Annotated in this window: 18 protein-coding genes and 1 other RNA gene; 13 read left to right on the forward strand and 6 right to left on the reverse strand. The window is 37.1% G+C overall.

Translation table 11 applies throughout. From position 1 onward, the window contains the following. Positions 1-33 precede the first annotated feature (33 nt). Complete coding sequence (trmFO, locus tag ATC1_RS11395; RefSeq protein ID WP_062282120.1) at positions 34-1389, reverse strand: methylenetetrahydrofolate--tRNA-(uracil(54)-C(5))-methyltransferase (FADH(2)-oxidizing) TrmFO; 1356 nt, start codon at positions 1387-1389, stop codon at positions 34-36. A 388-nt stretch (positions 1390-1777) separates the two neighbouring features. On the opposite strand from trmFO, the gene ATC1_RS11400 reads away from it, so the two are divergent. From ATC1_RS11400 to ATC1_RS11430, 7 genes are all read left to right on the forward strand, one after another. Then, positions 1778-3199 carry an RNA polymerase factor sigma-54 gene (locus ATC1_RS11400; protein WP_082174770.1) on the forward strand — a complete coding sequence of 474 codons (1422 nt, stop codon included), beginning with the start codon at positions 1778-1780 and terminating at the stop codon, positions 3197-3199. A gap of 2 nt (positions 3200-3201) precedes the next feature. After that, complete coding sequence (locus ATC1_RS11405; RefSeq protein WP_062282127.1) at positions 3202-5118, forward strand: two-component system sensor histidine kinase NtrB; 1917 nt, start codon at positions 3202-3204, stop codon at positions 5116-5118. Positions 5119-5123: 5 nt separating this feature from the next. Further along, positions 5124-6299, forward strand: a complete 1176-nt coding sequence (locus tag ATC1_RS11410) for a sigma-54-dependent transcriptional regulator (protein WP_062282129.1) — start codon at positions 5124-5126, stop codon at positions 6297-6299. A 14-nt stretch (positions 6300-6313) separates the two neighbouring features. Then, positions 6314-6634, forward strand: a complete 321-nt coding sequence (locus tag ATC1_RS11415; RefSeq protein WP_062282132.1) for a hypothetical protein — start codon at positions 6314-6316, stop codon at positions 6632-6634. Between the two features lie 10 nt (positions 6635-6644). After that, positions 6645-9320: a tetratricopeptide repeat protein gene (locus ATC1_RS11420; protein WP_062282135.1), complete on the forward strand. Its 2676-nt coding sequence runs from the start codon at positions 6645-6647 to the stop codon at positions 9318-9320. Between the two features lie 176 nt (positions 9321-9496). Continuing rightward, positions 9497-9673, forward strand: a non-coding RNA gene (ssrS, locus tag ATC1_RS11425) — 6S RNA. Positions 9674-10050: 377 nt separating this feature from the next. Continuing rightward, complete coding sequence (locus ATC1_RS11430; protein ID WP_062282138.1) at positions 10051-11163, forward strand: ABC transporter ATP-binding protein; 1113 nt, start codon at positions 10051-10053, stop codon at positions 11161-11163. 66 nt (positions 11164-11229) lie between these two features. On the opposite strand, the gene ATC1_RS11435 is transcribed toward ATC1_RS11430, so the two are convergent. Further along, on the reverse strand, positions 11230-11907 hold the full coding sequence (locus ATC1_RS11435; protein ID WP_062282140.1) for a Crp/Fnr family transcriptional regulator: 678 nt from the start codon (positions 11905-11907) through the stop codon (positions 11230-11232). 258 nt (positions 11908-12165) lie between these two features. Between ATC1_RS11435 and ATC1_RS11440 the strand changes: the two genes are divergently transcribed. Both ATC1_RS11440 and ATC1_RS11445 read left to right on the forward strand, forming a co-directional pair. Further along, positions 12166-12531, forward strand: a complete 366-nt coding sequence (locus ATC1_RS11440; protein ID WP_062282142.1) for a cupin domain-containing protein — start codon at positions 12166-12168, stop codon at positions 12529-12531. Then, complete coding sequence (locus ATC1_RS11445) at positions 12515-12703, forward strand: ferredoxin (protein ID WP_062282145.1); 189 nt, start codon at positions 12515-12517, stop codon at positions 12701-12703. The genes ATC1_RS11440 and ATC1_RS11445 overlap by 17 nt, the downstream gene beginning before the upstream one ends. A 208-nt stretch (positions 12704-12911) precedes the next feature. On the opposite strand, the gene ATC1_RS11450 is transcribed toward ATC1_RS11445, so the two are convergent. The 4 genes from ATC1_RS11450 to ATC1_RS11465 form a co-directional block, all read right to left on the reverse strand. Continuing rightward, entirely contained in the window at positions 12912-13763 is an 852-nt protein-coding gene (locus ATC1_RS11450; protein WP_201777282.1) for a DegV family protein, read from the reverse strand. 119 nt (positions 13764-13882) lie between these two features. Beyond that, complete coding sequence (locus tag ATC1_RS11455) at positions 13883-14902, reverse strand: NAD-dependent epimerase/dehydratase family protein (protein ID WP_062282148.1); 1020 nt, start codon at positions 14900-14902, stop codon at positions 13883-13885. Between the two features lie 77 nt (positions 14903-14979). Continuing rightward, positions 14980-15696 (reverse strand): lipoprotein intramolecular transacylase Lit, encoded by a 717-nt coding sequence (locus tag ATC1_RS15185; protein WP_062282151.1) that lies wholly within the window; start codon positions 15694-15696, stop codon positions 14980-14982. 70 nt (positions 15697-15766) lie between these two features. Next, positions 15767-17299 carry a spermidine synthase gene (locus tag ATC1_RS11465; RefSeq protein WP_152024304.1) on the reverse strand — a complete coding sequence of 511 codons (1533 nt, stop codon included), beginning with the start codon at positions 17297-17299 and terminating at the stop codon, positions 15767-15769. A gap of 389 nt (positions 17300-17688) precedes the next feature. On the opposite strand from ATC1_RS11465, the gene ATC1_RS11470 reads away from it, so the two are divergent. The 4 genes from ATC1_RS11470 (at position 17689) to ATC1_RS11485 (ending at position 22009) form a co-directional block, all read left to right on the forward strand. Next, a complete protein-coding gene (locus ATC1_RS11470; protein WP_062282158.1) occupies positions 17689-19251 on the forward strand; it encodes an NAD(P)H-hydrate dehydratase in 1563 nt (520 codons plus the stop codon). A gap of 187 nt (positions 19252-19438) precedes the next feature. Next, positions 19439-20014, forward strand: coding sequence for a thymidine kinase (locus ATC1_RS11475; protein WP_062282161.1), 576 nt, complete (start codon positions 19439-19441; stop codon positions 20012-20014). Between the two features lie 13 nt (positions 20015-20027). Continuing rightward, positions 20028-20597, forward strand: a complete 570-nt coding sequence (hpt, locus tag ATC1_RS11480) for a hypoxanthine phosphoribosyltransferase (RefSeq protein ID WP_062282163.1) — start codon at positions 20028-20030, stop codon at positions 20595-20597. Positions 20598-20599: 2 nt separating this feature from the next. Continuing rightward, positions 20600-22009, forward strand: a complete 1410-nt coding sequence (locus ATC1_RS11485) for a tRNA nucleotidyltransferase/poly(A) polymerase family protein (RefSeq protein WP_062282167.1) — start codon at positions 20600-20602, stop codon at positions 22007-22009. The last annotated feature ends 71 nt before the right edge of the window (positions 22010-22080 follow it).

The following is a 22080-nucleotide window of genomic DNA, read 5'->3' on the forward strand; positions in this document are numbered from 1 at the left end:
TAAGAAACGAATTGCGATGAGTCTATTCGGAAATTATGGCAGTATTAGTTTGCGAATAGTTTCTAACGAACGGGCTGAATATTGTTGTCCGCGATCCTGTTTCGAACGAGACGGATCATCCAATGGGGGAAGAATTCCAAAATTTGCCTTCATCGGTTGAAAATGTTTCTTTTCTGCATGAGAGATATAATGCAATAAAGCACCAATCATCGTTTTATCAGGAAATCTTACAAGTGGCTGCTGGTGAATCAAAGCTGATGCATTGATACCTGCGGCTAAACCGGAAGCGATATTTCCAACGTAACCTTCAACTCCAGAAAGCTGACCAGCAAAAAAAATCCTTTGATCATTGGTCAATTGTAAAAATTCATTGATCAATCCCGGAGATGCGATATAAGTATTTCGATGCATCTGCCCATACCGTTCGAAAACGGCATTTTCAAGTCCGGGAATCATATGAAAGACACGATTCTGTTCCTGTTGCTTTAGATTGGTTTGAAAGCCAACGATATTATATAGACTGCCGGCAAGGTTATCCTGTCTAAGCTGAATCACCGCGTAGGGTCGTTTATTTGTACGCGGATCAATCAATCCGACCGGACGCATCGGACCAAAGGCAAGCGCATCAGGATTTCGGTTGGCAAGCACTTCAACCGGCAGACATCCTTCAAAATAACTTTCTTTTCCGGCATTTACTCCCTGATCAATTTCACCTTCAAACGAATGTAATGCGATGCGTTCTGCAGTTCGGAGAGCTTCAGCAAATTGATAATATTCTTCTTTTGTAAAGGGGCAATTAATATAATCACCTTCGGAAGCATTCCCTTTCCCATATCGGGATGCTTTATAGGCTGTCTTAAAGTTAATTGAATCATAGGTGATTACGGGTGCAATGGCATCGTAAAAAAATAGATTCTCTTTTCCGGTAATACTTTGAATACTCTCTGATAAATCTTTGGAAGTCAGCGGTCCGCTTGCAAGAATAACGGGAATTTGTTCAGGGATTATTTTTACCTCTTCCCGTATGATTTCAATGTTGGGATGGCTGGCTAATTCTGATTCCACAAATTGAGAAAATGAATTACGATCTACGGCAAGCGCATTTCCTGCCGGTATTTTGGATTTTTCTGCAGCTTTCATTAATAATGATCCGCAAATTCTCAATTCTTCTTTCAATAATCCTGAAGCACGATCAATCAGGTTCGAACCAAGAGAATTCGAACAGACCAATTCTGCCAGATTGCCGGTTTCATGTGCCCCTGTCATCAAGCTTGGACGCATCTCAAATAGCTTAATTTTAAGATTGCGATTCGCTGCTTGCCAGGCAGCTTCACATCCCGCAAGTCCGCCACCAATAACAATCAAGTCACAACGATTATCTTTTTTCATCAACCATAGTTTTATCACGTATTTTACTTAATTAATCAGATAATGTGCCTGCAATTCGAAATTTGGGAAGAATTCTTTGATTATTCGAAAAGTTAATCCTTCTTTCGAAAGAATGCAGCAATTTAAACGTTGACCGATCATATGAATAAGGAGATCAAATTCGTACTGTCGCTTTAATCAGAGGATATACACCACAATTGTAATAAATCATTTACGAATTTCGATTTGCTTATCGAAAAGCTCGAATTGCTGGCGGATCAAGAAAAAGTTGGTACAATTCTTGAGCATGTGGTACAAAAATTGCACTGTTCTTCCATAATGGAATAAAAAGAGAATTAGGCATGGATATTTGTCTCTGTCTAATCAGCATTGCATAAAGGATCGGATTATGTATCAAAATATAAAGCAGAAAACCGATACGCGAACGACGATTTCTATCCATTTGGCTAAGACTATGGAAATGTTGAGTATGTCGGCTGATGAGGTTCGAGAACAGGTTGAAAGTGAACTTTCAATTAATCCCGCTTTAGAAAGAATCGACGAAAGAATCTGTCCTACATGTAAAAGGCCATTACCACAACAGGGAATTTGTCAATTCTGCGGAGTTCCAAAATCTGACTCCGACCATGAAAATATTGTTTTTGTCAGTCCCCGAGAAGATTTCTATTCTGGAAAATATTCTTCGTATTCCAATTCATATATGGATGAGCCTGACGTGGATTCGGCTCAAAAAGAGGACTTGCCAACCTATGTGCTGAGGCAGATCGGTCCGGATCTGCTTGAAGATCAAAAGAAAATTGCCGCATATTTGCTGACTGGTTTGGATGAAGATGGGTTCCTGACAACCAGTGTCCATGAAATCGCAAACTATTATCATGTCTTACCGTCAAAAATTGAAGAAGTAATCAAATTGATTCAACATGCCGATCCGGCTGGAGTTGGATCAAGAAATCCACAAGAAGCTCTACTGGTGCAAATCCAACATCTTTCCAGTATCGTTAACATTCCGTCGGGGACAAAAGAACTGGTTGAGGAATCCTATGATTTACTGATGCATGGAAAATACCGGGAGATCTCAAAAAAGCATGCTCTTTCAGTAAAACAAGTTCAGAATATTGAAAAGTTTATACGCGAGAACCTGAATCCTTTTCCAGGAAGAGCCTTTTGGGGAGAGAATATTTTCCCGGATGACAGAGATCTGGATACTTTCCATCAACCGGATATATTAATTTATTATTTGAATGATGATCCAAAAAATCAATTGGTTGTCGAAATCATTATGCCGATTACCGGCTTTTTGCAGGTAAATCCAATATTCAAAACGGAATTGCGGAATGCTCCTGAGTTAAAAGCGGAAGAGTGGAAAAATGATATTGAACGCGCCTCCTTATTGGTAAAATGTATCAACCAGCGAAACAATACAATGGTTCGTCTGATGCAGATACTGGTAACGCTTCAATCCGATTATATACGTCATGGAGATATGAGTATCAAACCGATTACAAGAGCTCAAGTGGCAAAAGAACTTGATGTTCATGAATCCACCATCAGCAGGGCTGTTTCCAATAAGACAGTCATGCTGCCTAACAAAAAAGTGATTCCCCTTGCTTCCTTTTTCGACCGCAGTTTAAATGTTCGAACGATTATTAAAGATTTAGTAAAGGAAGAGAAAAAACCATTAACCGATGCGAAAATAGTCGATATATTATCTGGCATGGGTTTTGATATTGCACGTCGAACCGTGGCAAAATATCGAGCCATGGAAGGAATCCTACCCGCACACATGCGGAACGTAATCAACATGAGATAATTATGTCAGGCAAACTGATTGATAACTCATTTATAACTTCCAATGTTTATGATACATTTCTATTTTCATTGGCTACGCCGGCATTTATTTGGTCGATAAACTGTAAAAAAATTCAATATTTCAATGAACAGGCAGAACGATTCTTTGAATCATTATGGCCATCTGGTAAACCATCCGAGTTTGATCGATTGATTCGAAATTGGAAAGACATATCATATTCTGAACACCATACCATGTGGTTTGAGTTTTTTCAACAGGATGGATCAATAAAACCTGTTCAGGTCAGAAATTCCTATTTGGATCAGAAACGTGATTTGATTGCCACCGTTGTAATTAATCCAACATGGGCTGTTGATCAACAAAATCATCAGCCGATGAGTTTTATTACCAGGATTCTTGGTTCGGTTTCGTCGGTTTTTTGTTCAAGAACTGATTTTATAGAGGGATTTGAAAATTTACTCGATGAAATTGAAATCGAATCAGGTATTTCTGAAATCGGATTTATCCCTTCTGATTGTTTTAAAAGATTTGATTTATACGAGATGATCCATCGTATTAACAGTCAAAAAAGTTTTTTTGTCTATATTGATCAGATTACAAATGAAACTAAAAAACTCGAAAGCGGCAAATTACTGTATGTAGTTGATTTTCTTCCCGAAGCTCCTGAGACTTGGATGATATATAAAATCAAGGATGAGACCCAAGAAATCGGATCATTTTTAATAGTAATCCGACCAGGAGACAGCCAATCACAGCAAATCATTCAAACGATCCTTGAAATATTTAATTTTCATTTTAAAGAATTGATTGAAAAAATGGAGATGACAAAATCTCTATATCAAAATGTTTTTGAAAATTCACTCAATTCCATTATTGTAGATAATATTTCGGAAGGCGTCATTATTGTAAATAATGATTTCTTAATTGTTTATATCAATCAGATTTCTTCAAAAATGTTTGGATTCTGTCCAAAGGATGTGATTGGTCATGATATCGATGATTTGATCGTTACTCGTGAAGGAGTAAGAGAAATGGTCTCTCATCATTTTTCCACTGAAGAGAATCAGGATGATGATGAAACCGATACAATTCGATATTTCCATCGCAGAAGCGGAGAAACATTTCCTTGCCAGATTGAAATTAAGAAATTCGATTTTGATGAAAAAAATTCTTATACCATTTTTATTTTGACCGATGTAACTGAAACTGAAGAAAATCGCATGAAATCGGAACAATTGGCACAAAGAGCATTTTTGGGGGACTTTGCTTCTTTACTGGCACATGAGATTCGTAATCCGGTTAATAATATGAATGTTTGGATTCAAAACATTAAAAGTTTGTGTCATGAAGATGATGAAATATATAAAGCAGCACATCGTATCGAGGATGATTGTTCGCGCGTATCCCATCTGGTAACGAATATTCTGGCATATTCAAAACCATTGAAACTAAACTTGGAAGAAGTCGATTTAGCATCTTTTCTGCTTGATCTTTTAGAAAGATGGAAGATCAACTTCGTTCGCTCTAATATTAAGTATTATTTTTCTCCTCCTGATAACTTCCCGAAAATTATGGGCGATCCAAGAGCGTTGGAACAAGTTTTTAATAATCTGATTGGAAATGCAATTGACGCATTTGACAATAAGGGTGGCGTAATTTCGTTGAAAATCAGTCTGTATCAGCCGGAAACGGGTGGTCGGAAAGCCTTAATCTCTGTATCGGATAATGGGCCAGGGATTCCGGATGATATGATTGATCATATTTTTGAACCATTTGTGACGTCAAAAAAGAAGGGAAATGGCTGGGGACTGGCAATCAGCAAACGGATTGTTACTTCGCATAAAGGATCAATTCAAGTTAAATCTTATCCTGGGGGAACTGTATTCGAAATACTCCTTCCAATCATAAATGGAGCATAGAGGACATGGAATTTTCAATATTGGTTGTTGATGATGAAGAAAATTTTCGGGAAGGAATAAAACAAAACCTTCTAAAAAAAGGGTATGAAGTTCATGATGCTGAGAATTTGACAAAAGCGCGTGAGATTCTAAAACAAATACCGATCGATATTGTTCTATTGGATGTACAAATTCAAAAAGAATATGGCCCGGATCTGCTTTTTGACATCAATCGATTAAGACCTGCTCCTCGCACGATTATCATAACCGCATATGGCGAAGTAGAAATGGCAGTAGATGCCATGAAGAATGGTGCATTTGATTTTTTGTCAAAACCAATCAATTTCAGCGTTCTGGATGCACGCCTCAAAAAGGCGGAAGATATGATTGTGTTGCAACGTGAATTGGATAATCTCAAAGGTTCATATGTGAATAACTTGTCTTTTGTTAAAGGACAGAATATGAAAATGAAACGGATCTTTCAAGATGCTGAAAGAACCGCTATGGCACAGGCTTCCGTTCTAATCAATGGGGAGACGGGAGTAGGAAAAGACATTATTGCAAGGTACATTCATCAGGTAGGGCCGCGTGCCTCCAAACCGTTTATTCCCATTTGCTGCCCTGCTATTCAGCCAACTGTCCTGGAATCGGAGTTGTTTGGATACGAACAGGGAGCTTTTACAGGCGCGGACAAAAAACGTCAAGGTTTGTTTGAAGCAGCAGATGGGGGGATTCTGTTTTTGGATGAAATTTCATCAATGGGTCAAGATATGCAAGCGAAAATCCTACGGGCAATTGAAGACAAAAAAATCCGCCATGTTGGCGGACTTAAAGAAATCCCGGTCGATGTTCAGATTATCGCTGCTTCCAACAAAGATATGCTCAAAATGATTGAAAAAGGCGAATTTCGCTCAGATTTATACTACCGTCTGCATGTAGTCGACATCACTGTACCACCTTTGCGGGAAAGGATGGAGGATTTGCCGGATTTTATCGGGTTCTTTGTAAAAACAATCAGCCAGGAAATCGGTTTGAATATTACCGGTGTCTCGGATCAGGTGGTTGATGCTTTTAAGAAGTATTCATGGCCGGGAAATATTCGTGAATTACATCATGTTATTGAAAGAGCCAGTATTTTCTGTAATGGGGAAACAATTCAATTGTGCGACATACCTTCAGACATCGCCGATTTGATTAAATAAAAAAGAGGAATCCCATGAGTGATGTACAAAATACCATCGTTATCACAGGAATTGTGATCATTGTAATTGGGGGATTGAGCCTGATTTCAGGAATTATCACATTGATTTCAAAGGTTTTTTCGAATGATATTAAGGAAATTCAGCACCAAGCTGCGAAATTGGCTATGAAAGGTGTTACTGACGAAATCAGCGGAGCATTAGGAAATGCCAGCTTCCTTGTAAAAGAACTCAACTCAATGATCGCAACCAGCCGAGGAATTGGTGTCGTTTTAATTTGTACGGGTGCCATTTTAATTGTTGGTGGATTGATCATTCTAACGCGTCTTGTTTCATAAAGGTGATTGCATGAATACTATCCTCATTAACCGATCTCAATTCATAGAACTGTCAAATACTGCTTATCAAGTTGAAAATTTTGCCTTTGCTAAAAGAATAATTATTTCATGGCTGAAAAAGCATCCCAGCGATCTTTGGATTCAGTATCGGTTAGCAATCATCCTTTACAAATTAGGTTTAAAAGATGAAGCAATAAGGCTGAGTGAAATTATTGTAGATCATGATCCGGAATTCATTGAAGTCTGGGCATTGCTCGCAGCATTATATCCCGATGCTTCTGAACAAAAAAAAGTTGCAATTCAGCGTCAGAAGATCCTCAATTCATTTAAAAAGCAGGATATAGCCGGTCAAACCTCAAAGAACGTTTTTTTTAGGAAAAAGGAATCGATTGATATCGATGATCTGGATGATTTTGATATTCTATCAGCGATTCGGATTATTAAAAAGATTGGATCCGGAACAGATTTGTCTTCCTGTCACAGACTGCTGAAAATTTATACAAGAAGATGGCCAAAAGCGGTGCAGTTTCGATTAATGCTGGGAGATGTATTGAATCGGATGGGTAATTCTGAAGAAGGCATTCAAATCATCCATGCGACTCTTGAAAATGATTTGATCGGACAAGTAGCTTATCGACTATGGAAAAGTGAAAACCCTTACAAAGATCTTTGGCTTGATTCAGATCAGTTGACGTTGGATATTTCAACTTTGGAAATTCCTGCAAAGGTCGCAAAGCATTCAAAACTGGATAAAGAATACAACTTGATTGTAGAATCGGAAAACGATCTGGACTTTCAGGAACAGAATCGAATAAAAAAGGCCGAAAATACTGCCAGGACAAATCTTAACACAGAAGAAACATTCAATAATCACCAAGTGAATGACCCTTCGATTATTTCACAAAAAAATTATTTGGATTCTTCAACAAAAACGACAGAAAAAACTAGAGAACCTGATCGGGAACAGTTACCTTCTTCAAAGAAAACTGAAAAGAAAAAAGAACTCTATCCTTCATTTTTCTCGATAAAAGGAGACATTAAGAACCTTATAAAAAAGAATGAGAAAAAAATTGGTACAGCAACCACGGATCCTATTAAAGAATATGTTTATAAACTAAACCTGGAAGACGCAGATGAACGATTTCCGGTCTATGTTGTTTTGTCTACGATTTCTGGTTTAACGGCAAAATATGGAAAGAATAACAAAGATTTTATCGATCAAGAAATGCGTTCTGTTGTTGATGCGGTTGAAAATCGCGAAGGCTGGAATGCAATGGTTTACTATCCTGACGAATTTCAATCAGGGAGTATGACCACAATGAGCGCGGAATCTATACGGGCATCATTAATTCAGTTGGATCAATCATTATCTGCAAAAGGATTGATGATTGGGGCATTATTGATCGTAGGCGGTCACGATGTTGTACCATTTTTTACGTTGAATAATCCCGCAATGGATGATGACTTGAAAATCTATTCTGATGTGCCATATGCAAGTTCAGACAGTATCTGTTTTTATGATCAGCACTGGCAAATTGGCAGAATCCCTGGCGATAATTCAAATGATCCAGGCTTACTTCTCAGCCAGTTACGTGAAATTCAAAATCATCACATGACTCGATTCAATGGTCAAAAATCAGGTGAAAATAAAAATGGTATTAATAAACAACCAATTATCGGAAAATTTTCGAAGGTATTGAAAAGTGAAAAATGTTTCGGCTATAGTTGTGCAGTATGGCAGCGGCCTTCGGTTGCTGTTTATAAAAATCTCACAGATGCTTCGAATTTATTGATATCTCCTGCAACAATGGCTTCGAATTTTCCTTTAAGCAGATTGGAAAATGTTGATTATGCTTATTTTAATTTGCACGGAATAAAAGGTCAGCCAAACTGGTATGGGCAGAAAGACACGAAAGATACCTCCTCTATACCGATGATCCCGGTTGCTCTGGAAATCAGTAATGCCAGAAATATAACAAAAACCCCAAAGGTTGTTTTTGCAGAAAATTGTTATGGCAGTGATATTATCAATCGCAATGAATCGAATGCGTTATCTCTGCATATGTTAGGTAAGACTACCCACGTATTTATTGGGTCAACTGCAATTGCATATGGCGCTATGAATCTGCCTTTAACGGCGGCTGATTTGCTGGCAAATTTATTTTGGAAACATTTATTGACCGGAATTTCATGCGGTGAAGCGTTTCGAAGGGCAAGAAAAAACCTGGCAACGGAAATAGAATCTTCAAATGGCAGTCTGGATGGCGAGGTACAAAAGACACTCCTGTCATTCGTGCTTTTAGGTGATCCGTTGTACGCAGTGGATGATTATGCGGATATTACTGATCGCATGCAGCGAGCAAAAACTTCTCGTAATTATGAGTTGGCTCGGGAAAAACTGGATAGCAAAGTAGCGATTGATTTTGCAATGGCAAAAAAAATATACAACGAAGTCAACCAAATGTACAATCTGAATGTCGTGAGCGATGAATTTTCTACTTTTACAATTCAGAAACAAATCATCAATCGTAAGTCTGGAGGAGATTTGGAGGATATTGAAAAAAGCCAAAATTATGTAATTGTTTATTCAAAAGATACGAAAGTTGGAAATATGCTGGACCGGTTGATTACACGAGTAACGGTCAATCGTGAGGGGAAGATTATCAAAGTATCTTTTTCACGATGATTACAAGCGGATTGGGCTTTTGAATTATGATAGAAGAAATGTTGTTCTTCTGTTTCGCACAATAGCATCACCAAAACACGAATTCTCTCTTTTCTTAAATGCTTTTTCAAAATCATGAATAATTGTAGAATTCATAAAAATCTTTTCAACAAGATAAAATTATGGTATAAAGTCATTAAACCCTGTTGTGTTGGTGATGCTGTACAACCGGTTTTGGGCCAACACGAATAAAAATGGTTTCTTTTTTTTCATAATAAAGCGATAGGTTTCGGCCAAGGCTGCGTTATGGAACGAGAAACCAACCTGCGATTGCAGGTTCAAAACTTAACAGCACACGGCACATCGGGGTGTTTTTTTTTGTAAATTCGATACAGTCAATTTTTTTTATAAACATTACAATTTAGAGAGAGATTTCTCTCTTTTTTTTTAATTTACGTATTATGGCTTGGCAATAATGAAACGGTTCGGAATATGTGGAGAATAATATATGGTTGAGTTGTTTTTCGATCCGTCGTAAAAACAACTCAACCACAGGTTTCCTCCATTGAATTGAAAGTTTGGTTTTTAATTTATTTCCCCCTCTTCAATAATTCAAAATAGCGATTGACTTTTTGAATAAAGAATATCAATGAATTCTCTTTGATATTTTGAATTATTGACCCCTCTTTACAAAAAGCGAATAAAGATATAATAAAGCTACAATACTCGTACCGAATGGAGGCAGCTTATTATGGCAAGTGTAACGTATAACCATGTATGGAAGAAATTTGGCGATGTTGAAGTACTAAAAGACATCCAACTGTCCATAAACGATAAAGAATTCTTAGTTCTTGTGGGTCCTTCAGGCTGTGGTAAATCAACAGCATTACGCTGTTTAGCCGGTCTGGAAGAAGTCACCGATGGCGAAATACTAATCGGCGATCGTGTAGTAAATGATGTCTCACCAAAAGATCGGGACATAGCGATGGTGTTCCAGTCTTATGCACTTTATCCGCATATGACTGTATTTGACAATATGGCATTTGGACTGAAATTGCGGAAGACGCCAAAAGAGGAAATTCAAAAACGCGTTACGGAAGCTGCTGCAACTTTAGGACTTGATCGGCTTCTTCAACGAAGACCTCGTGAACTATCCGGCGGCCAACGACAACGCGTGGCTTTAGGTCGTGCTATTGTTCGGAATCCTCAGGTTTTTCTGTTTGATGAACCGTTATCCAATCTTGATGCAAAACTAAGAGTACAGACGCGATCCGAAATCAGCAAGTTGCACCAGAGGCTGCAGACAACTTTTATTTATGTTACGCATGATCAGGTGGAAGCGATGACAATGGCTGACAGGATTGCAGTCATGTATAAAGGTATCATTCAACAGCTGGATACGCCGCAAATGCTTTATGATTTTCCATGCAATCTGTTTGTTGCTGGATTTATCGGATCACCATCCATGAATTTCTTTAATGGAAAAATCAGAAAAGGGGATGGAAAAGTTTATTTTGAACATGAAGCTTTTTCTGTTGAAATTCCTGAAAATCGAAAAGAAGTTTATGCAGGAATGGATGGTAAGGATGTGGTATTTGGAATTCGCCCTGAAAATATCTATAATCCTGAATTTTGCCCGCCAGGAATTGTTAAGGCTGACGTTGCAGCAAAAGTTGATGTAACTGAGTTGATGGGCAATGAAATATTTGTATATTGTATTGCAGGTTCAACTCAATTTTCCGCTCGCGTTGATCCACGAAGCCGCTATAGTATCGGCTCCACGGTAAATCTCGTGTTTGATATGAGTAATTTCCACATTTTTGATCCTTCTGTTGACAGTGAAAATCCCGTTGCGATTCGCTGAGAACTAAACTAAGATTTTAATTGTTTTAAAGAGATAGATTTTTCCTTTCTTAGAAATCTATCTCTTTTATTTGTTTCCCTTAGAAGAATAAATTGTAAATTCGTTTTTTGATACGGAAAAAAATCCTTCATTTTGTAATTTGCTCATTTCATTTGATAAGGCACTGCGATCGACACATAAATAATCAGCCAATTCCTGTCGATTGAAGGGAATTGAAAAGTGATTTGAGTCATTTTTTTGAGATTGGATTTGAAGAAAGGAAAGCAATCGATTTCGTATTGTGCGTTTTGAAAGGACATCAATTTTTTCATTTAATACAATATTTTTTTTTGCAATGATTTTCAGCATGTTTTCGATTAGTCTCGAATGATACGGACAAGCCGATGCACAAAATGTGAAGATTCTATTTGCGTCGATAAAAAGAATTTCACTTTCAGAGGCAGAAATTGCAGTAACGCTTAATTTCTCATTATTAGAAAATGCAAAAGCTTCTCCGAAGATATTGCCTTTTACAAATTCTGCCAGTATTGATCGATTACCTGAAAAATCTTCCTTGATAATCGTAATGCTTCCCTGCAGGATGACACCGATCCGGTTTATCGGTTCACCAGAAAGAAAAATAACTTCTCCTTGAGAAAATTTCTTTCTGTTTACAGAAATACACTGCAGAAGAGAAATTGTGTCTTTCGTGCTTAGGCCTTGAAATAAGGGCGATGATAAAAGAACTGAAGGATCTGTAAGCATATTGCTCCTGATGTTGTAATTACAACATAAATTTATATATCAGTATAATACAATAAAAAAAGAAAACGAAAAACGTTCAGGATCAGCAATTCGAATTATAGTCTGAATAAGAAGTCTACATTTCGAACTACAGATTTGGGATTGAAAACGTCAATCTGGTTTGCGATTTTTCCAACTGGAATTATTCGGTAAGAAGGTGAATCCAAATTTCAGTATTATTTCAAAAATTGATAACCTACAACAACAAGGGATAAAAAAATGGAAAAATTTATAAAAAATTTGGATGCTGCAAAAGTACTTTCATTGGTGGATCAGGTAAATTATTTGGATGGACAAATTGTCAGTAAAACGCTTGCTCAAAATGAAGCAGTAAGCCTGACATTATTTGCTTTTGACCAAGGAGAAGCGATAAGTACCCATGACTCTGACGGGGACGCATTGATTCTTGTCTTGGACGGAAAAGGGCAAATAACAATCGATGGAAAAGATAGTATTTTATCAGTCGGTCAATCCATATTAATGCCGGCAAAAATTCCTCATGCTGTTTATGCAATCGAACGGTTTAAAATGTTCTTAATCGTAGTATTTCCAAAAAAAGGAGAAAAAAATGAAAGCAAAAGTTGATCAGTCTTTATGTATCGGTTGTGGATTATGTGTAACAACTTGTCCGGATGTTTTCAGAATGAACGATGATGGTGTCGCTGAAGCTTTTCAGGAATATTCAACTGATCTGGTTGATAGTGTGAATGAAGCAATTGATGGCTGCCCTGTCGGTGCAATTTCTACAGAAGCATAATTGGTAATAAAATCTGCAGAGGCGGACGTGTTGATTTGTTTCCTGCGGGAGATGAAACAACTATTCGTACTGCTTCTATTAGAAAACACGTAGACAATATATTGTTTTGTGTTCGGGATTGAAGAAGGAATATCCAGGAAACTTATGCAGAGATATTCCTTCTTTTTACTACTACAAAACCTTGGGCAGGTGAGTATTGCGCTATTCTTTACACACTTCTCATGAAAATGATTCCTAAAGTTCTTGGTCCACAATGACTTGAAATCGCGCATCCCGCTTTCGTAATTTGAATTTCTTTAAATGGAATATAAGATTGAATTTCACTTTGGATTTTATGAATTACTGAAGTATCTTCTAAACTATGAGTAATAAAGATTCGATGATTATCAATATCTGATCTGGATGATAATCTGTCATGAACATATGAAACCAAACATTGATCTAATTTCCCGCGGTATTTTTTTCCAACGACCATTTTCCCGTTTTTAATTTCTATACAAGGTTTTAAATGTAATAAACCAGCGCCCAATGCTGCAACAGAACTACATCGGCCACCTTTGCTCAAGAAAGTAAGCGTATCGATCACAAAACTAATTTCCACCCTGGGAACAGCATCCAATAAATAGGTATAAATTTGTTCTATTGAATCGCCTCGTTCAGCTAATTCCGCACCCAATACTGCTAACAATCCGGTACCAATCGAGACGCTGCAGGAATCAATGACTCTGACGTTAGCGAATTCTTTTGCCGCAATAAGAGCATTTTGATAACAGCATGAAAAATCAGAACCAATGGATATATGAATAATATCAATTGAATCAGGGTCGAATCTGGAAAAAAATTCTGTATAATCATGTTCTGAAACCGCTGACGTTTGTGGAAGAATTCCTTCTTTTTCGAAGATTTCAAAAATAGCAGATGGTTGAATCTCAACTCCATCAAGAAATGATCTTTCACCTAATTGAATATGTAGAGGGATTGTTTCGATATGATACCTCTGCATCAATTCAGGTGAAAGATCACAAGTGCTGTCTGAAGTAATAAGAATGCGTTTGTTCACAAAAATTACCTGTTTCGAATTTATTAATTTATTGATATTGATAGATACCGTAAAAGAGCATGTAAATATATATGGCTAATAAAATAATGGCCAAAATGTACAGCATTAACAAAAAGAAATCATTTCATAAGCCGATATGCTGCTTCGGCTTGATTCACAAATTCTATCCATGTCTGGATGATGTTGTCCAATTTATGACTGACAGCGCTATCAATTTCTTTCGATAGTTCTCCGTTATCATATCTTGAAAGCGTATTACGGAAACCTTCATAGAACGGTATGGTACACTCAAAACTCGGAACATACCGTTTGATTTTTGAGTTATCGAATATTGCGCTAAATCCTTTATCACAAGTAATTGTGGGACCCCATTCCGGTTCTAATCGCTGAATGAACTCTCCTGGAATATGAACGGCATCAAAATCGGATACTCCTGCCGCATCAGCAATTATCCGGTAAATTTGATTCCATGATAAATGTTCATCAGAAGTGATATGAAAGGCTTCTCCAATCGTAACAGGATTTCCAAGTAAACCGACAAATCCCTTGGCAAAATCAGACGAATGTGTCATCGTCCATAGATTATTGCCAGAATCGTGAATAATAACGCGATTACCTTTGCGCATACGATCAATCAGATCGTACCCTTTTCCAATGGCAACAGGGATCATTTTATCGTACGTATGCGAAGGACGAACAATTGTCACAGGAAAATGTTCATTTTCCCAGGCATTCATTAGTATTCTTTCACATTCGATTTTTTTTACGGCATAATCCCAATTAGGATTTGCGTGAGGAGAACATTCCCTGATCGGTGTCAGAATTCGATTTTTCTCATAGACAACTGCAGAACTGACAAAAACATACTGTTTTGTGATCTTTTGAAACAATTGAATGTCTCTTTTCACATCATCCGGTGTGAATGCGATAAAATCTGCAACAACATCGAAAGACATCTGTTTTATGGACGCTTCAACACTGGAAAAAGAATGAATATCCGCCTGTATTATCTGCGCGCCTGAAATCGTATGCTGTGTCAAGCCGCGGTTTAATAAGAATAATTCATGCCCTTTTGAAACGACAAGTTTTGAAACAGCTTCACTGATGTTTCCTGTTCCACCTATAAATAGGATTCTCATGTGTGTAGAATTCTCCTTCTGAAAAAATGTTTTGTTAATCGATTTCCCCTTAAGATTTAATCTGAATAAAAAAACAATTACCCTTTCCTGAAGAATTTCAAGAAATTGAAACGATGAGAGTGCTTTTTGAAAATTGAAAAATCGGTACCAATCAAAAAGAAAATGAGTGCAGTCATGATGGTTAACACGGAGACAATAAGAAATCCGTCAATCCAGAGCTTTTCCGGAAATAGGCGAATTAATGTATCATTTTCATAAAATAGCCAACTGTTTTCTGTAAAGAAAAGCTGATGAAAAAACTGAAAAAAAGGATCAAAAGCGAATATAACGACAAAAAAAATGAAGAAAAAAATAACAATCGTTAATTGACTACCATAAGTCAAGATTTGACGGATGATGAGCTGAAAATTTGGCTTTCGAAAGAAAATAAGAGTTTGAAAAAAATATAAAAAGAAGAAAACGATCCATATTCTTTTTGCGTTCCGAAAAACAACCTGGACATCCATCATATGATCTAATTCTCTTTGATTGTAGATCGGACTTACAACATCAAATGTCAGATTTGATAAGAATTCCTTTGGATGATTTTTTGTGATAAACAACAGAGACGCTGTTCCATATTGAATCCGATCCTCATAAGAAAATCCATATTGATCCGGGGGAAAATTGCTTCTGGAATATTCATACTGAAGGAACCATGGCTGGAAAACCAGCAGAACCATTCCCATTAATATTGAAAATGGGAGAGTTATTGAATTTAGAAGAACATATGTTTTATGAACGAATCTTCCCATATACGATTATCGAGTATCTCTTTCTATTGATTCGAAAAGTTAGGTAATATTCTAAATTACTGATCTCATTTTATCTAAAAACAGAACCGAAAATCATCTGATTTATAATTCGGTCAACGGGTACAGAATCATCTGATAAAAACAGTCCTTCTTTTCCAGGGTTTTCTTGAAAATTCCCAAGTGCAACAGAAAGTGTTTCAATGAGTAATTTGGGGACATTACTTTCCGATGATAGGTCTGAATAATTTCTTAACAAATTTTCATAACTCAATTTTTTATTCGACGCGAATAATATCGAATTCATCGAATTCGGGATATCAACGACACATAAGCAGGGGAATACAGCGCCGGCAGTCGTAGCCAATGATTCCAGCAGATATCTTGATGTTTCTGAACGTCCAACATTTACAATCAAAACTCCCGAATCGGACAATTTTTTTGAAATCATCAGAAAAAACTCATAAGTGCACAAATTCGGGGCGATATAAGGTGGCTTGTAAGCATCTGCCATGATGAGATCATATTGATTTTTACTTTGCGTAATACCAATCCTGGCGTCAACGAGATGAATTGCAGCGACGTTTTCATTCAATCCCATGTGTTTTTTCGCAGCGTCGATAATATCAGGATCAATTTCATATCCGTCGATGACAACATCAGGGAAAATTTTCTTCAACTGCATCGCAGCTGTACCGCCTGCCAAACCAAGGATGGCAGCATTTTTTATGGATTCGGATTCGACAGGATAATTGACAAGATATGGAGCTGTCAGAATCTGTTCCCAGGGACCATAATAATTTACCTGTTCTGGGTGGTAAATGCTTTGAATTGCTTGTCCTTCATTAATTTTTAAGAGCGAGAAGTTGTGTTCCTCCACAATTTCTATGTAATTATACATGGACTCTTTTTCATAGATTTGATTGGAAGAGTTTTTCACTTTAGGTGAAATTAGAAAGAATTCGGATACTGGAAAAAACAACATCGCGATTATTAAAAAACGTTTCTGTTCTGATTCGGAAAAGATCCATCCGCCAATTCCAACCCCGATAAGCAAAAAGCCGATAATTATTAAAGCTCTTGAGGTTCCAAATTGTGGAATCAGAAAAAAAACAGGAATAAATGTTCCGGCAAACGATCCCAAAGTCGATGATGACAATATGGACCCGATTGAATTTCCAAACGGATGTCCGGCATGGTTATAGAAGTAAATCGAAATCGGGTTGATCATGCCAAGAATCAACATGGGAATAGATAAAATACAAAGCAGTAAAAAGAACAGAAAAATGAGATATAAAAATTGCTGTTCATTCAAAGCATTAGCGCTCTTTTGAAGCAGGGGCCGCGAAAGAAGCGGAATAACACAAGTACTAACTCCAGAAAGAATCAATAAAACGGAAAGCAACTTTCTGTTTGGCGTTTTTTCAACGATCTTTCCGCCGATCCAGTTTCCTACTGAGAGGTAAATTAATATAGAACCGATAATACATGCCCAGATGATATTCGTGGCGCTGAAAAAATTTTGAAGCATGCGCGAAGCAGTCATTTCAATAGCCATGGAACATAGACCACTGAAAAAAGCCATAACGAGTAAAAACCGTTTCATGATTGGTATATTTTAATCGTTAACGATGTAAAATGGAGTTATCGTCAGTACTTGAAATTATAGACATCTTATTCGAATAAAAAGGAAAATATTTGTTGTTGTAATGCTTTTATATTTTGAGCAATCGTATCATAGCAATAACGAATCGTTACCTTATTTCAAATTCCTTCGATACCGTCCGTAATTCGAAATTCTTGAGGGGTTATTTCAAAAAGTAAAAGAAACATCATCCTGTATTTGATAAACAAACCAAAATTTTGAATTCATATTTTTTGTAAAAATACTTTTCTCATTAATTATTTTTCAGGGATTTTTTGAAAAATTGAGGGGTTCATGTTTTAGCAGCAGGTATTGAATCTTTTACACAAATAAATACAAAGGATAATTGGATGAAAATTATTTCTGTGGACGAGATGCGTCAGATAGAAAAAGAGGCTTATGAGAGTGGCATTTCGTATGAACAAATGATGATTACAGCCGGAAAAAAAATCGCTCAAAAAATTCTTTCCGAGACACTTTATTTGAATCGAACAATTACTGCAATCATTGGCACGGGAAACAATGGAGGAGATGCTTTAATTGCTTTAACGGAATTGATCAAAGAAGGATGGACTGCCAATGCCTGGATGATCCGCAAACGGCATGATAAGGACAATTTGTTATCCAATTTTCAATATCGTAATGGTCAAACAGTGGAGTATCAGAATGACCAATATTTCAATCAGCTGGATCAATGGCTACAAAGTTCCGATATCCTTTTAGATGGAGCTCTCGGAATTGGATGTCATCTTCCATTGGCAAGTGATTATTCTGAAGTATTTTCGCATATCCATAGCATCTCAAAGCGTTTTACTACAATTGCCGTTGACTGTCCTTCAGGAATGGACTGTGATTCCGGCGAATGTGATGAGCATTGCATCCATGCGGATATGACCTTCTGTATTGAAGCACTGAAAATTGGCGAAATCCAAAATCCTGGTTATCGCTTCACAGGAAAAATTGAATCCATTTCATTGGATTTGCCAGAAAATTTACCGATATATCAGAAGATTAAAAGAAACATTATCCAAAGAGAATCCCTTAATAAAGATATTCCTGTCAGAGAAGTTGATGGTAACAAAGGGACATTTGGAACAGTTGACATCATTGGCGGATCTGATCAATATATCGGTGCGCCGATTTTAACCGGGATGGCAGCTTATAAAGCAGGTTGTGGTTTAGTAAATATGTTTGTTCCACAAATAGTCAGAGATATATCCGCAAATATGATCCCTGAGGCGATATGGACAATATTAAATATCAAAGACCCGCATGCAATGGATCTTTGTATGGAAAAAATTATTGAAGCAAAAAAGAAAAAACATGCGTTTGTTATCGGGCCAGGGTTAGGAATAGGTGATATACAAATTGAATTTACTCGTAAGTTTTTTGAGCAGGTACAAGAAGTATCTCCATATTCAGAGCAAAATTTCATAATTGATGCCGATGGATTGAATTTACTCGCTGCTCTGGCAGATTGGCCAAAAAGGTTACCGCAACTTTGCATTCTGACACCCCATCCCGGGGAATTCTCAAGGTTGTCTGCGTTACCGATCCAGGAGATTCAGAGGAATCGAGTTCGAATCTGTGAAGAATATGCAAAACGATGGAATAAAGTTGTTGTTCTAAAAGGTGCTTATACCGTAATTTCGTCTCCGGATGGAAGGACAGGAGTGTTGCCGATTGCATCCTCAGCATTAGCAAAAGCAGGCAGCGGTGATGTTTTATCTGGAATCATCGCCGGATTCCTTTCGCAGGGAATCAACGATCAATTCACTGCTGCTTGCCTGGGTGTCTGGATTCATGGAAATGCAGGCCTTATTGCGAAAGAGAGAATTGGAAATGAATATTCTGTCACAGCCACAGATATCATCCAATCCATTCGGGAAGCGATAACGACGCTTATACGATAAAATTTTTTGTAAATAATTGTTTTTTTTGTGAATCAGAAGTATGAAATTAGAAAGAAGAATTTGATCAATATTCATCGATTCATTTTTCCTGATTTAAAAAGTTCAATTCTGAAGTGGTGTAGAATAATGCAGGTGCATTCACGGATTTCTGAAGCAATAAAAACCAAATCATTTACAGGAGATATCCATGGTTAAAAACTCGCCAGGAACGATTGAAGTCATTTGTGGCTCCATGTTTTGCGGAAAAACCGAAGAATTAATTCGCAGATTAAGAAGAGCTATAATTGCTAAAAATCAAGTTCAGGTTTTTAAACCGATCATTGATAATCGATATGTTGTAGAACGAGTCCATTCTCATGCAGGAATTGAAATAGACGCTGCTCCAATTTCTGATATTACAGAAATTTATCATCTGCTTGATTCAAATACCAGTGTTATCGGGATCGATGAAGCACAATTTTTTTCAGATGATATCGTGCATGTTGTGGATGATTTAAGCGAAAAAGGGATCAGGGTAGTTTTGGCTGGTCTGGATATGGATTTTCGTGGAGAACCATTTGGAATGATGCCGATTTTAATGTCGAAAGCTGAAAAAGTTGACAAATTATATGCGATTTGTATGGTTTGTGGGGAACCCGCTACCAGAACACAACGTTTGGTTGATGGCAAACCGGCAAATTATCATGACCCCATTGTTATTGTCGGAGCTTCAGAAATGTATGAGGCTCGATGCAGAAAACACCATATCGTTCCAGGCAAGTAATGTTTGAGGAAATATGTATTCATATAAAGATGTGTTAGCTGAAATATTAATTGATGAAGAAACACTGCAAAAAAGAGTCCGCGAATTAGGAGAACAAATCTCCCGAGATTTTGAAGGACAGGATCTGATTTTCATTTGTATTTTGCGGGGTGGCGTCGTATTTTTAATCGATTTAATGCGCTATGTCAGTGTACCAAATCAAATCGAATTTATGGCTGTTTCATCTTATGGTTCTGGAAATCGTGAATCCAGCGGTGATGTCCGTATTACGTACGATCTCAATACACGTATTGAGGGAAGAAATGTAGTGATTGTTGAGGATATTGTTGATAGCGGGAATACCTTAAACGCAGTTATTCAGTTATTATCAACCAGAGGACCAAAAAGCTTGTGCATCTGCACGCTTCTGGATAAAAAAGATCGGCGTAAAGTTGAAATACCGATTCGATATCGCGGGTTTACAATCCCTGATAAATTTGTCTATGGTTATGGGCTGGACCTCGATGAATATTTCCGTAACCTTCCATTTATCGGAGTAGTTGATCTGGAAAAACTGGAAAAAATTAAAGAAAAGCCATCATAAAAATGACTCAAACATATACTTATCATGAAATTTTCGATGCAATGCGGAAAGTTGTACCAGCAAGTGTGCAAATCTACCTGGTCGGTGGTGCAGTCCGCGATATTCTGCAAAATAAAAAGATCAAGGATTTTGATTTTGTTGCAGAGGGTCTGGTTCGTCCGATTGGGAAAAAGTTAGCTCGAGAATTGAATGGTAAGTATTATGTGATGGATGATGAAAGAAATATCGTTCGAGTAATTCTCAATCATGATTCTAATGATTGTTACTGTATTGATATAGCACAGTTCACTGGTCCCAATTTAAATGAAGATTTATTATCCAGGGATTTCACAATTAATGCAATCGCAATCGATTTTATGCAAAAAAATATCGTTGTCGATCCGTTAATGGGAGCTGCTGATTTGCAGAAAAAAAGATTGAGAATGTGTAGTATTGACAGCCTTGAAAAAGATCCACTGCGGGCAATGAGAGCCATTCGCATGGCGCTGGAGTACTCTCTAACCATGGATGCTGAGTTAATTGCTGCAATCAAGGGAGTAGTACCTTTGTTCCCTTCCTGTTCCATGGAGAGATATCGCGATGAGTTTTTTAAGATTTTAGCTTTAGAAAAAACTTCTTCAGCAATTCAATTGTTGGAAAAATTCGGATTTTTATCTTTTATGTTTCAAACCAACCTTGATGATGAAATACAACCCTTGCTTAGTTTTTCAAGGTCAATCGATCATTTATTAAATATCCTTACAAAAACGTTCAATGAAGAAGAATCATCCAACTTATTTTCAGGATTAACCGTTTTAAAAATTGGCAAATTTCGAGAACAATTGAAAGAGTTTTTTGACGACTCAATCAGCATGATTCACGACCATCGATCATTATTGCTATTTACTTTGATTGCGTCAAGCTATCATATTGATTCCCATGAAAAACGAGCTGACGTAATAAAAAAAAGAGCGAAAACCATCATACTCAGTGCTGATGAAATTAAATATTCATCCTCAGTATATGCAGCATGGCAGCAACTAAAAAGCGATGAATTGGATCAGGAATTATCTGATACGCAGCTTTATCGATATTATCGCAAATTTGCAAGTTATGGAATTGACGGTCTTTTTCTTTATCTTGCTGATTCTTTTTGTTCCAACAATTCACAAACAGACATCAATCACTGGACAAAGATTTTAGAGCGATGTGTAAAATATCTTGATGCCTGGTTCAATCGGTTCTTTGAAATTGTAAAACCTGAAAAGTTAATCAGCGGAAATCAACTCAGTGAGGTACTAAATATTCCGTCTGGTCCAAAAATCGGAATGATTAAAGAAGCGATTACTGAAGCCCAGATCGAAAAGAAAATTTCAACTTATGAAGAAGCGATTGTTTTCGCAAAAAAGATTCTTCTCGAACCAAACGAATAAATTGTTGATATGATGGGTATACGCATCGCATGAAGTCATAACAACAAGAATTTTTCCTTTTTGTATTCGAA

It is taken from the genome of Flexilinea flocculi (genome assembly GCF_001192795.1).
Taxonomy (GTDB): domain Bacteria; phylum Chloroflexota; class Anaerolineae; order Anaerolineales; family Anaerolineaceae; genus Flexilinea; species Flexilinea flocculi.

Bases quoted from the DNA above. Each gene is read 5' to 3' on its own strand.
- ATC1_RS11440 (WP_062282142.1), top strand. From the start codon at position 12,166: ATGGAAAAATTTATAAAAAATTTGGATGCTGCAAAAGTACTTTCATTG.
- ATC1_RS11455 (WP_062282148.1), bottom strand. From the start codon at position 14,902: ATGAGAATCCTATTTATAGGTGGAACAGGAAACATCAGTGAAGCTGTT.
- ATC1_RS11485 (WP_062282167.1), top strand. From the start codon at position 20,600: ATGACTCAAACATATACTTATCATGAAATTTTCGATGCAATGCGGAAA.
- ATC1_RS11420 (WP_062282135.1), top strand. From the start codon at position 6,645: ATGAATACTATCCTCATTAACCGATCTCAATTCATAGAACTGTCAAAT.
- ATC1_RS15185 (WP_062282151.1), bottom strand. From the start codon at position 15,696: ATGGGAAGATTCGTTCATAAAACATATGTTCTTCTAAATTCAATAACT.
- ATC1_RS11435 (WP_062282140.1), bottom strand. From the start codon at position 11,907: ATGCTTACAGATCCTTCAGTTCTTTTATCATCGCCCTTATTTCAAGGC.
- ATC1_RS11400 (WP_082174770.1), top strand. From the start codon at position 1,778: ATGTATCAAAATATAAAGCAGAAAACCGATACGCGAACGACGATTTCT.
- ATC1_RS11475 (WP_062282161.1), top strand. From the start codon at position 19,439: ATGGTTAAAAACTCGCCAGGAACGATTGAAGTCATTTGTGGCTCCATG.
- trmFO (WP_062282120.1), bottom strand. From the start codon at position 1,389: ATGAAAAAAGATAATCGTTGTGACTTGATTGTTATTGGTGGCGGACTT.
- ATC1_RS11415 (WP_062282132.1), top strand. From the start codon at position 6,314: ATGAGTGATGTACAAAATACCATCGTTATCACAGGAATTGTGATCATT.
- ATC1_RS11410 (WP_062282129.1), top strand. From the start codon at position 5,124: ATGGAATTTTCAATATTGGTTGTTGATGATGAAGAAAATTTTCGGGAA.
- ATC1_RS11470 (WP_062282158.1), top strand. From the start codon at position 17,689: ATGAAAATTATTTCTGTGGACGAGATGCGTCAGATAGAAAAAGAGGCT.
- ATC1_RS11465 (WP_152024304.1), bottom strand. From the start codon at position 17,299: ATGAAACGGTTTTTACTCGTTATGGCTTTTTTCAGTGGTCTATGTTCC.
- hpt (WP_062282163.1), top strand. From the start codon at position 20,028: ATGTATTCATATAAAGATGTGTTAGCTGAAATATTAATTGATGAAGAA.
- ATC1_RS11430 (WP_062282138.1), top strand. From the start codon at position 10,051: ATGGCAAGTGTAACGTATAACCATGTATGGAAGAAATTTGGCGATGTT.
- ATC1_RS11445 (WP_062282145.1), top strand. From the start codon at position 12,515: ATGAAAGCAAAAGTTGATCAGTCTTTATGTATCGGTTGTGGATTATGT.
- ATC1_RS11405 (WP_062282127.1), top strand. From the start codon at position 3,202: ATGTCAGGCAAACTGATTGATAACTCATTTATAACTTCCAATGTTTAT.